Below are 11,528 nucleotides of genomic sequence, written 5' to 3' on the forward strand. Positions count from 1 at the left end.
AACGAAGATAGATAAAGTGTCGTGCTTTCATGAACGGTAGTCCGCTCATTGCCGCGGAGGGCTACTTCTTTTGTCTTGATACAAAAGAAGCAAAAATCAAGTCAGCAAAAAGGCTTCTTTGCGCACAAGGCCTTTACCCTGCAAGGCAGGCAGAACCACGGGCTGCAAAATCTCGCCCCAACTTCGTTCGCACCCGGCCCCTGCGCTTCGGGCAAGTATTGCTATGCCCTTGCCGCGCTAAAGGCCATTATCGTTCTGCCCGCTTTCGCCCGAAGCTGTTTTGCTGACGAGAGAAAACATAACCGTCATTGCGAGCGATAGCGTGGCAATCCTCGATAGAAAGGCCGCTGTAAAGGGGGGAAGTACATCCACTGACGATCCATCAACTCACTACCAGTCGTAACGAAGAACAAATGAAGTGTTGTGCTTTTATGAACATCAGCGCAAGAACGGGTGGCTTTTATGTAATAAAATCGCTACCCTGCCGGATATTTTATGATTAAACTGCTATTTTAGCTTTTACCAATTGTGCTTATACATCACTAATACCTATTGTTATGCAACGCAGAAGATTTATCCAGGGGGCAGCCCTCACGGGCACCAGTTTTTTAATTGGGTCGCAATTAGCCGCGGCCGGTACCTTCACGGGGTCGCCAAATAAAAAAGTTATCATTGGGGTAATGGGGGTTAACAGCCGCGGAGGGTTCCTGGCGCAAAAGTTAGCCGCCCTGGCCGATGTAGAGATAGGGTACATATGCGATGTAGACAGCGTTGCCATGGGCAGGTGCATTGCCGATATCGAAAAAATAACCGGCAAAAAGCCTACCGGGATTACCGACGTACGCAAACTGCTTGAGAAAAAAGACCTTGACGCCCTGGTAATAGCCGCGCCCGACCACTGGCACGCGCCTGCCACTATATTGGCCTGCCAGGCAGGTAAACATGTATACGTAGAGAAGCCCTGCAGCCATAACCCGCACGAAGGCGAGCTGGCCATAGCCGCCGCAGCCAAGTATAACCGCCTGGTACAAATGGGCAGTCAGCGGCGGTCGTTTGATAATGTACAGAAAATGGTTGCCGAACTGCATGCCGGCATTATTGGCCGGGCTTATTTTGCAAGGGGCTGGTATGTAAATAACCGCAAAAGCATTGGCATAGGCAAGGTAGTGCCTGTGCCAGCAAACTTGAATTATGAATTGTGGCAGGGCTATGCCCCGCGCAGGCCATACAAAGATAACCTGATACACTACAACTGGCATTGGCACTGGAACTGGGGCACCGGCGAAGCCCTTAACAACGGCACGCACGAAATTGATGTAATGCGCTGGGGGCTTGGGGTTGATTTTCCGAACAGGGTGACCTCGTCGGGCGGTCGCTTTGCCTTTAAGGATGATTGGGAAACCCCTGATACGCAAACTATACTGGCGAATTTCCCGAATAATACCGCCTTGTCATGGGAGGGGCGCAGTTGCAACGGCTTTAATTCTGAAGGAGTGGGCCGTGGTGTTGTATTTTATGGCGATCACGGTACCATTTATTATGGCGGCGGGAATGGCTACCAGGTTTATGATTATGATAACAAACTGGTGAAAGAAGTAAAGGATGAAACCCCGGTAGATGCTGCTAACAAAGTAAGCCCTACTGAAATGCTTGACCGCGTGCACCTGCAAAATTTTGTGAACGCCATACGCGGTACCGAAAAGCTGAATCAAACTATCATCAACGGGCATAAATCAACCGTGATACCGCAATTGGGTAATATTGCCCAGCGTGTTGGCCGTGTGCTGAATCTGGATACCACTAATGGCCATATCCTGCACGATGCCGAAGCGGCCAAACTTTGGGGCCGCGAGTACCAACCCGGATGGAATTTAAAAGTTTAACACATCAGCCTGAAATAAATTATGAAGAACTTAACTACCTACCTGCTTGCTATAGCTATGGCCGCCGGTGTCCAAACTGCATCGGCGCAAAGCAAAGCCGGCTACACCAATTTGTTCAATGGCAAAAACCTTAGCGGCTGGAAAATACTGGCCGGCAAAGCCGAATATAAAGCAGAGAACGGCGGCATAACGGGCACAGCGGTATTAAACAGCGGCAATACTTTTTTAGTTACCGAGAAAGAGTACGGCGATTTTATTTTAGAACTTGATGCCAAAACCGAAAGCAACCTGACCAACTCCGGCATACAATTGCGTAGCCATTTTGACCCGGCAGGGCACGATGGCAAGGGACTGGTTTATGGCCGCCAATGCGAAATTGACCCGAGCGACCGCAAATGGAGCGGCGGGATATACGACGAGGGCCGCCGCGATTGGCTTTATCCAATGGAGCTGAACGCCAAAGCCCAAAACGCCTGGAAGAACGGGCAGTTTAACCATATTAAAATTGAGTGCATTGGCAACACTACCAAAACCTGGATAAATGGTGTAGCAGCAGCTTACGTTATTGATACCATAGATACCAAGGGCTTTATTGGATTGCAGGTACACGCCATTAACGATGCCGGGCAGGCAGGGAAGAAGATATTTTTTAAAAACATCCGTATAAAAACTACTAACCTGCAGCCGCAGCCCTTTGCGAAGGATGTTTACGTAGTTAACCTGCAGCATAACACCTTGTCGGCTTACGAAAAACAGGATGGCTGGAAGCTTTTATTTGACGGAAAAACCAGCGCGGGCTGGCATAGCGCTACCGCCGCTACCTTCCCGGCAAAAGGGTGGAAGATCGAGAACGGGATGATATCCGTTATCGGCGCCAATGGCGGCGAGGCTACCAACGGCGGGGATATCATTACCGATAAAATGTATAGCGCCTTTGATATGTCGTTCGAGTTCAGGATGAGCCGGGGGGCTAACAGCGGGGTTAAATACTTTGTTACGCTTGATGAAAAAACACAAGGCTCGGCCATCGGGCTGGAGTACCAGGTGCTGGATGATGCCGTTCACCCCGATGCCAAACTGGGCCGGGATGGTAACCGCACCCTGGCATCGTTGTATGATCTGATCCCTGCAAAAAAACAATCCCGCTTTGTGCACCCTATCGGCGCATGGAATACCGGGCGTATTGTGGTTTTGCCAAATAACCATGTAGTGCATTATCTGAATGGCATCAAGGTGCTGGAATATGACCGCGGCTCCAAAGCCTACCGCGACCTGGTAGCCATAAGCAAATACAAGGTTTGGAAAGATTTTGGCGAAGCTAAGGAAGGGCACATCCTGTTACAGGACCACGGCTTTGATGTGGATTACAGGAACGTGAAGATTAAAGAGTTAAAATAACCCTTTGCCTTTGTCATACTGCATCTGATCGCCGGCATATAACCGACATGCATAGTTGGTATCAGTTCCCTTACTATCGCCCAGGATGACAGATTATGTAATACGTCATGGTGAGCCTGTCGAACCGTTAGCGGACTATGCCCGCCGCGCACCCTTCGACAGGCTCAGGCTGACACCTCCGCTTTCTCATACACCTAAACAGCTCATTTTAAAAAGTTTATAACCGAACACCGCACCGTCCGTTTACGAACGGTTGATGAGTTGCTTTTGATTGTAAATAATTTATAATCAATTGGTTGTAGTTTTGGCACGTATGTTATATTGTTCCTTATAGCAAGCTTGCTTGCTAACTAACAATAAACTAAACTGTAGGGCAATGTTTAAAAATTATCTGAAAATTTCCTGGCGCAACCTGTTAAAAAACAAGGCGCATACGTTTATTAATGTTACCGGGCTATCGGTTGGTATGGCGGTAGCTATGCTGATTGGCCTTTGGATATGGGACGAGGTATCTTATGATAAGTATTTTAAAAACCGCGATAGAATAGTGCAGGTTTGGCAGCACCAAACCTTTAACGGCATTGTAGGCAGCCAAACCTCCATACCCATCCCTTTAGGAACGCTGCTGCGTACAGATTACACCGGCAAGGGTAAGGACTTTAAGTATATGGTGCTTTCCAGCTGGACATTTGAACATGTACTTGCCGTTGGCGATAAAAAGATAACGCAAACCGGCAACTTTATGCAGGCCGAAGCGCCGGATATGCTGTCGCTTAAAATGCTGAAAGGGACACGCGGGGGGTTAAAAGATCCGTTGTCCATCCTGTTATCGGCTAAAGTTGCCAAAACTCTTTTTGGTGATGCCGACCCGATGAATAAAACCATTAAGATAGATAACAAGCAATTGCTTAAGGTTACCGGCATTTACGAAGACCTGCCGCACAACACTACCTTTAATGATCTGAACGTAATTATCCCCTGGGATTTTTATATGACCACGCAGGATTGGTTTAAGCGTGCGGCAACAAGGTGGGGCAATAACTCGTTCCAGCTGTTTGCACAGTTAAACGATAACGTTGACATACAGAAGGTTGATGAGCGGATAAAACCTCTGAAGCAAAAAAACATTGCGGCGCAGGGCGACTCGGTAGGCGCGGCGGCCAAGCCTGCGATATTTTTACATCCGATGAATAAATGGCACCTGTACTCGGAGTTTAAGGATGGCGTTAATACCGGCGGGGCGATACAATTTGTATGGTTGTTTGGCATTATCGGCATGTTTGTGCTATTGCTTGCCTGTATCAATTTTATGAACCTGAGCACCGCCCGGTCAGAGAAACGCGCCAAGGAAGTAGGTATCCGTAAAACGGTGGGCTCGCTGCGCAGCCAGCTGATAGGCCAATTCTTTAGCGAATCGTTAATGGTAACGGGCTTTGCATTTTTGTTTTCGATAGTGCTGGTGCTGTTGATATTGCCGTGGTTTAACCAGGTAGCTTCTAAAACCGTTCAGGTGTTATGGAATAACCCGGTATTCTGGATAATGGGATTGGGCTTTGCCTTGTTCACGGGACTTATAGCAGGGAGTTACCCCGCGTTCTACCTGTCGTCTTTCCAGCCGGTTAAGGTTTTGAAGGGCACCTTTAAAGCGGGCAGGTACGCCGCGTTGCCGCGTAAGGTATTGGTAGTACTTCAATTTTTTGTATCGGCAACCCTTATTATAGGAACAATTATCGTTTTCAGGCAGGTGCAGTTCACCAAAAACAGGCCGGTAGGGTATGATCGTACAGGCCTGGTGCAGGTAAGCATGAAATCTGACGATATACATAAAAATTTTGCTGCGGTACGTAACGACTTGCTGCAAAGCGGCACTGTCGTAGAAATTGCCGAATCAAACAGCCCGTTAACCGGCATTTATTCAAACAACAGCGGTTTAAACTGGCGCGGTAAGTCGCCCGACCTGCAGGACGATTTTGCAACCATGCGGGTAACGCACGAATTTGGCAAGGTAGCCAACTGGAAACTTATTGAAGGCCGCGACTTTTCAAGAGAGTTTGGGAGCGATACATCGGCAATGATATTGAACGAGTCGGCAGCGAAATTTATGAATTTTAAGCATGCGGTAGGCGAAATTATTGATTGGGACACCAAATTTAAAGTGATAGGTGTTATAAAAGATATGGTGATGTCATCGCCGTATGAGCCTGTAAAACCAACTATTTTTATACTGGCCAACGGTCCCGAAGGCACTATCGATATTCGACTGAACCCTAAAAAAAGCACACACGAAGCATTGGCTAAGATTGAAGCCGTGTTTAAACAATACGATCCCGGCAGCCCCTTTGAGTATAAGTTTACAGACGATGAGTACGCTCAAAAATTTGCTAATGAGGAACGGGTGGGTAAGCTGGCAGGTTTCTTTACCCTGTTAGCAATATTTATAAGCTGTATGGGCTTGTTTGGCATGGCATCGTTCATGGCCGAGCAGCGCACTAAAGAAATAGGGGTACGAAAAGTGCTTGGAGCGTCGGTGTTTAGCCTGTGGCGCCTTATGTCAACCGATTTTGTTATCCTGGTAAGTATATCGCTTTTAATAGCCATACCAATGGCTTACTACCTGATGCACGGCTGGCTGCAGGATTATAAGTATCGCACAGAGCTTTCGTGGTGGGTATTCGGGCTTACGGCTTTGGGCGCTATTGGCATCACCATATTAACGGTAAGCTATCAAAGCATCAAAGCCGCATTAACCAACCCGGTGAAAAGTTTAAAAACAGAGTAAAGGGATTTTTTGATTTCGAATTTCGGATGTTCGATTTCGGATTTAATTTCAGCTTTAGGATTTAGGATTTAGCGTTTAGAATTTAAAATTATCATGTTCAATAACTATCTAAAAATGGCATGGCGTGTACTATCCCGTCAAAAGCTATTCTCGTTGATCAACATACTGGGCCTGGTTATTGGTATGGTGGCGTGTATGCTTATTATACAATACATCAGCTTTGAGTTAAGTTACGATAAGTTTCAAGCCAATGCCGATAGGATATACCGGGTAAAGCACCAGAACTACAGCCAGGGGAATTTAATTGAAAACCTGCCAAAAACATACTCGGCGGTTGGCCCGGCCTTAAAAGCAGAGCTGCCCGGCGTTGAGGAACAAACCCGTATCTCTAAACTCGAAGGGCAGGTAAGTACACAGGCGGGCACCAATGTGGTTGCGTTTAACGAGCGCCGTTTATACCTGGTCGAGCCCTCGTTCCTCAAAGTGTTTTCGTTCCCTTTAGTGCAGGGGACTGTTAACGCGCTAAGCAACCCAAACACCGTGGTGATAACCGAAAGTACGGCAAAAAAATATTTTGGTAACGCCGATGCCATTGGTAAAACCATCAGGATACAGCAGCAGATATCTGGAACAAATATCACGGCTACGATAACTGGGGTTTGTAAAGATGTGCCCGCAAACTCGCACCTGCAGTTTGATTTCCTGGTATCGCAAGATCCGCACGCCGGCGATTGGCTTTACGCCGATTCGTACACCTATCTTTTATTATCGCCAAAAATAAATTACAAACGTTTTGAGGCCATGTTGCCGGCCTTTATCAAAGATCATGTAGCGGGTAACGATAAGCTGAATAATGCAAGCTTTACTTTGGGGAAAACCAATATCAGCAACATAGCATTAAGCTTGCAGCCCCTGCGCGATATTCACCTCTACTCGAACCTTACCGACGAGATAAGCGCCGGCGGCAATGGTAATATGGTTTGGTATTTGGGTATTATAGCAGCGTTGATTTTGGTCATCGCTTATATCAATTATATCAACCTTTCTACCGCTAAGGTAATTGAACGTGCCCGCGAAGTGGGCATACGCAAGGTACTGGGTTCGCAGCGCGTTCAGCTTATCATTCAGTTTTTGTTTGAGTCGGCATTACTGAATGTCATCAGTTTAATCGTGGCGGTATTTGCTGTAATTTTATTAATGCCCTGGTTTAGCGCTTTATGCGGTGTGCAAATACAATTTACGCTGTGGAAAAACCCCGCCTTTTTACCAGGCTTTGCAGGCTGCTTATTAGCAGGGATTGTGCTTTCGGCATTTTACCCCGCGCTGGTACTTTCTGATTATAAACCTGTACAGATACTCAAAGGTAAATTTCAAACCAGCGCGCAAAGTATATCGCTGCGCAAATCTTTAGTGGTTTTTCAGTTTGTGGCCACCATAGCTTTTATGATAGGCACCCTTGTGGTTTACCGGCAGGTTAATTACATGAAAAGCGCCAACAAAGGGATGGACATGACCCAAACCCTTGTTGTAAGGGCGCCGCAAATTGTGAGGGATAACGATGCCGATGCTATGAGTTTTATGCATAAGGATAGCGTTTTCCAGACGGAGATAATGCGTAATCCGCGCGTGCAAAACGTTACCTCATCATCGGCAATACCCGGCGAAGTGATTAACTACATCATGGCTTACAGCCGCCCTGAGGTGGCAGCGGGCGAAAAGGGGATAAGGCTGCCAACCCTTGAAATAGGCGGCGGTTTTTTAAACCAGTTTAAGGTAAAAGTAATAGCCGGCAGTAATTTTGATTCGGCCGTACAAACCAACGGGTCGTTAATGATGCTGAACGAAGCGGCGGTGCTGTCATTAGGGTATAAGAACCCGCAGGATGCAGTGGGTAAGATCATCCAGACCAAAAATGGCCGCGGCAGGGTGTTTGATAATACCATTGTAGGAGTGATAAAAAACTTCCATCAAACATCGCTTAAAGAAGGGTTTACACCTACGGTTTTCAGGCTTATAGACCCATCCAGCGTAACCCATTACGAGTTGAAGGTAAACACGGCCGATATGCCTGCCACCATCGCTCAGATCAATAAAACTTATAAGGCCATTTTTACCGATGCCGCTTTCGATTACTTTTTTCTGGATGAGTTTTTTGACCAGCAATATAAAACCGAGCAGCACTTTGGCCAGGTATTCAGTTTGTTTTCGGGACTGGCTATATTGGTTGCCTGCCTTGGTTTGTTCGGGCTAACGCTCATTACCATTGGCCAACGGGTTAAAGAGATAGGCATCCGTAAACTATTGGGTGCATCCATACCCAATATTTTACTGCTCATATCAAAAGATTTTGTGAAATTACTGGCTATTGCAAACGCTATTGCAATACCGCTGGCTTATTGGGGTTGTTATAAATGGCTGCAGAATTATAAGTTCCGTATTGATTTTAGTATCTGGTTCTTTATTGTGCCAATGGTATCAGTGTTCGTCATCGCGCTGGCAACCATTAGTTTGCAGGCGGTAAAGGCTGCCATAGCCAACCCGGTAAAAAGCTTAAGAGCGGAGTAAAAAGATATTAGTTATGAAAAAGCACAAAGCATTGATTTTTTTAGCCTGCCTGTACAGCATTAACTGCTTTGCCCAGCAGGTTAAGCCGCAAGCCGGCAACTTAACCGTTGTTAACCGTCAGGCGAGTTTTGCAAGCGATGGCAGTTTGCACCTAAACGGCGTAGACAACGCGGGCATGGCATGGATCAATAACCTGAAATTTACCAATGGTGTAATAGAGTTTGATGTAAAAGGCAACGACCAGATGCAGGGCAGCTTTGTAGGCGTGGCGTACCATGGGTTAAACGATAGTACTTATGAATGTGTGTATTTCAGGCCCTTCAATTTTTTGGCTGCCGACCCGGTTAGAAAGAGCCATGGGGTGCAGTACATCGCCCCGCCAAAATATGACTGGCCTGTACTCTGCGAAAAATATCCAAACAAATATGAACAGGCGGTTGTGCCCGCACCCGACCCTAATGCGTGGTTTCACGTGCGTATAACGGTTACGCCAGCAAAAGTTAATGTGTATGTGAACGGCCAGCAAAAAGCTGCCTTAACGGTTGAGCCCCTGCTTTAAACAGGCGGAACCAAAATTGGCTACTGGGTAGGCAACGGCTCGCCCGGCGACTGGAAAAATTTAAAGATCGCCAATGCCAAATAGCGAACTTAAAACTGTAAGCGCAAAAAAAGGTTCGATGTTTTGCATCGAACCTTTTTATAAAAATCAAAGAAACTGATCTCTGATCACAAATCTCTCATCACTAAACCTTAGCAATATTGCTCAAACGCGCCGATCAGGTTATCCGCTATCATTTGTGCAGGGCGGCCTTCAATCTGGTGGCGCTCTATAATGTGCACTAATTTACCATCTTTAAACAAAGCCATTGATGGCGACGATGGAGGGTATGGCAGCATCAGGTTACGGGCAGCGTTAACAGCCTCGGTTTCCATTCCTGCAAAAACGGTTACCAGTTTGTCCGGGTGTTTTTCGTTAGCTGCGGCCATACGTGCTGCAGGGCGGGCATTGGCTGCTGCGCACCCGCATACCGAGTTTACCATCACAAACACGGTGCCTTCGCTTTTTATAGCTTGCTCAACAGATTGTGCGTCTTTTAATTCCTCAAAACCAACTCTGGTCAATTCTTCCCTCATCGGGGCAACTAAATATTCTGGGTACATAATTTTACTTCGCTTATATTCAGCACAAAAATACTTAATTCAAAATAAAAACAACCCGTTATCAGAATAATCCGCAATAATTGACGTTTCGGTTATAATAACGGTTACAGGCATTTTAAGAATTATTTTTTATCTTGCATTTTTAATATTGTTAACCCTAATTAACACTATTGTAATGAACTTAAAATCAATGTTTTAGGTATGGGAATTATTACTCGAAAAGATAGCGCCCAACCACGCGTAGTACAAGTAAAGGCAAAACACTTTAACTCGCTTAAGTTTACAATTGCCGCTGTATTAATAGTAGTAATGGTACTGATGACGGCCATTGTGCGCCTTAGCTCGCAAAGTGCGCAGCAAAGGCAGGAGAACAGCAGGCTGCAATCGCAGATAGCTGCATTACAGGGACAAATTGATAAAGAATCGCAGGACGCGGTGTTGCTAAACGCCGAAAAGGAAGGCCAGCGCAGCAAAGCCGTATCGTACATACTTGACATACAGGCTAAGCTAAAGATCATAAACAATTTTATGCACAAACGTGGTTTGCGCAGTATATCGTTTAAAAAAATAAACGTTAGCGATAAACCCAATAACGAAACCAAGCTATACGCCGAGTTTAGCAGTTATCTGGATAAACTTGTAAATAATATTGCGTTTACCCCCATGGGTTATCCAAGATTAAGCTCGTTCACCTCTTTTTTTGGTTCGCGCGGCAATCCATTTGATTTTGGCGGGAAGGAGTTTCATCCCGGCATTGATTTTAAAGGCCACCGCGGCGACCCCGTTAAATGTACAGCCAGCGGCAGGGTGATATTCGCAGGCAGGGCAGGGGGGTATGGCAATTGCATAAAAATACGCCATGCCAATAACCTGGAAACTTGGTACGGGCATTTATCAAAGATAAATGTAAAGGAAGGCGAGCGGGTTACCGTTGGCGATATCATTGGCAAAGTTGGTTCAACAGGGCGTTCCACCGGCCCGCATTTGCATTACGAGATACGACGCAACGGCCATCCGGTTAACCCCAAACAATACCTGAGTATTAATCTTTAGAAAGTGTTTTTTTAGTTTATTATTGCCTATATTAGTTATACAATTTAATATTATCACAATGAAAGACGAACTTAAAAAAGACGAATCGGCAAAAAAAGGGAAAATTATTGTTGTATCTGAAGAGGCACAGTTAAAGGACCGTAAGGACCTAACCCTTAAAGAGATTTGCGAGGCAGACCATGTGGGCAGATGCGGGTATTGTGACGAGCAGGGACGGTTTACCGCTTGCGCCTAACGCAAAATGAAAATAATTATTCTTTGCTTTTGGGTTATTATAACACGTATTGGCTATTACTTTTTAATACAAGGCAGCCACAACGGGTTATACTATATACAAATGAGTAACCTGAAAGATATTTGCCAGTACCTGGCCGTTGCGGGGTTTCTGCTTATATGCTACAAGAGGCAATTGGCCCGCAAAATAAGGCATGTTATAATTTTCGCACTTATTTATTGTCTTTCGTTCGCCGTTATTATGCTATACCCTTTTTTGGGCGGCGACATCAGCAGCGGCAGCGAATCGGCCCTGTTTGTATTCAACTCTTTTTGGGCCTATGCATCGGCAGCCTTGCTGGTCTACTTAGTATTCAGCTCCGACGATTTTTCTACCAAACAAGCCTAAAGCTCCCTGTCGACACCGGTTTCACCAAGCTTAAGGTCCACCTCCTGAGGTTGTGTAATTGCCGGGT

The 11,528-nt window shown here is 46.0% G+C and carries 10 protein-coding genes; 9 read left to right on the top strand and 1 reads right to left on the bottom strand.

Annotated features, from left to right (window positions below):
• Window positions 1–75 precede the first annotated feature (75 nt).
• From HDC91_RS18580 to HDC91_RS18605, 6 genes are all read left to right on the top strand, one after another.
• Window positions 76–321, top strand: a complete 246-nt coding sequence (locus HDC91_RS18580; protein WP_183554762.1) for a hypothetical protein — start codon at window positions 76–78, stop codon at window positions 319–321.
• A gap of 236 nt (window positions 322–557) precedes the next feature.
• Window positions 558–1,883 (top strand): Gfo/Idh/MocA family protein, encoded by a 1,326-nt coding sequence (locus HDC91_RS18585; RefSeq protein ID WP_183554763.1) that lies wholly within the window; start codon window positions 558–560, stop codon window positions 1,881–1,883.
• Window positions 1,884–1,904: 21 nt separating this feature from the next.
• Window positions 1,905–3,281: a DUF1080 domain-containing protein gene (locus HDC91_RS18590; RefSeq protein WP_183554766.1), complete on the top strand. Its 1,377-nt coding sequence runs from the start codon at window positions 1,905–1,907 to the stop codon at window positions 3,279–3,281.
• A 376-nt stretch (window positions 3,282–3,657) separates the two neighbouring features.
• On the top strand, window positions 3,658–6,060 hold the full coding sequence (locus HDC91_RS18595) for an ABC transporter permease (protein WP_183554768.1): 2,403 nt from the start codon (window positions 3,658–3,660) through the stop codon (window positions 6,058–6,060).
• A 93-nt stretch (window positions 6,061–6,153) separates the two neighbouring features.
• Entirely contained in the window at window positions 6,154–8,625 is a 2,472-nt protein-coding gene (locus HDC91_RS18600) for an ABC transporter permease (protein ID WP_183554770.1), read from the top strand.
• A 13-nt stretch (window positions 8,626–8,638) separates the two neighbouring features.
• Window positions 8,639–9,184, top strand: coding sequence for a family 16 glycoside hydrolase (locus HDC91_RS18605; protein WP_183554772.1), 546 nt, complete (start codon window positions 8,639–8,641; stop codon window positions 9,182–9,184).
• Between the two features lie 191 nt (window positions 9,185–9,375).
• On the opposite strand, the gene HDC91_RS18610 is transcribed toward HDC91_RS18605, so the two are convergent.
• Window positions 9,376–9,786 (bottom strand): BrxA/BrxB family bacilliredoxin, encoded by a 411-nt coding sequence (locus HDC91_RS18610; RefSeq protein ID WP_183554774.1) that lies wholly within the window; start codon window positions 9,784–9,786, stop codon window positions 9,376–9,378.
• A gap of 201 nt (window positions 9,787–9,987) precedes the next feature.
• Here HDC91_RS18610 and HDC91_RS18615 point away from each other — a divergent pair, with 201 nt between their 5' ends.
• Genes HDC91_RS18615 through HDC91_RS18625 form a run of 3 tightly spaced genes read left to right on the top strand, consistent with a single transcriptional unit; the run spans window position 9,988 to window position 11,461 of the window.
• Complete coding sequence (locus HDC91_RS18615) at window positions 9,988–10,839, top strand: M23 family metallopeptidase (RefSeq protein WP_183554776.1); 852 nt, start codon at window positions 9,988–9,990, stop codon at window positions 10,837–10,839.
• Window positions 10,840–10,897: 58 nt separating this feature from the next.
• Window positions 10,898–11,074 (top strand): hypothetical protein, encoded by a 177-nt coding sequence (locus HDC91_RS18620; RefSeq protein WP_183554778.1) that lies wholly within the window; start codon window positions 10,898–10,900, stop codon window positions 11,072–11,074.
• Window positions 11,075–11,080: 6 nt separating this feature from the next.
• Entirely contained in the window at window positions 11,081–11,461 is a 381-nt protein-coding gene (locus tag HDC91_RS18625; protein WP_183554780.1) for a hypothetical protein, read from the top strand.
• Window positions 11,462–11,528 lie beyond the last annotated feature (67 nt).

Origin of the sequence: Mucilaginibacter sp. AK015, assembly GCF_014200785.1 — a bacterium.
Classification (GTDB): domain Bacteria; phylum Bacteroidota; class Bacteroidia; order Sphingobacteriales; family Sphingobacteriaceae; genus Mucilaginibacter.

Coding starts and splice junctions, on each gene's coding strand:
- HDC91_RS18585 (WP_183554763.1), top strand. CDS start 558: ATGCAACGCAGAAGATTTATCCAGGGGGCAGCCCTCACGGGCACCAGT.
- HDC91_RS18590 (WP_183554766.1), top strand. CDS start 1,905: ATGAAGAACTTAACTACCTACCTGCTTGCTATAGCTATGGCCGCCGGT.
- HDC91_RS18595 (WP_183554768.1), top strand. CDS start 3,658: ATGTTTAAAAATTATCTGAAAATTTCCTGGCGCAACCTGTTAAAAAAC.
- HDC91_RS18600 (WP_183554770.1), top strand. CDS start 6,154: ATGTTCAATAACTATCTAAAAATGGCATGGCGTGTACTATCCCGTCAA.
- HDC91_RS18605 (WP_183554772.1), top strand. CDS start 8,639: ATGAAAAAGCACAAAGCATTGATTTTTTTAGCCTGCCTGTACAGCATT.
- HDC91_RS18610 (WP_183554774.1), bottom strand. CDS start 9,786: ATGTACCCAGAATATTTAGTTGCCCCGATGAGGGAAGAATTGACCAGA.
- HDC91_RS18615 (WP_183554776.1), top strand. CDS start 9,988: ATGGGAATTATTACTCGAAAAGATAGCGCCCAACCACGCGTAGTACAA.
- HDC91_RS18620 (WP_183554778.1), top strand. CDS start 10,898: ATGAAAGACGAACTTAAAAAAGACGAATCGGCAAAAAAAGGGAAAATT.
- HDC91_RS18625 (WP_183554780.1), top strand. CDS start 11,081: ATGAAAATAATTATTCTTTGCTTTTGGGTTATTATAACACGTATTGGC.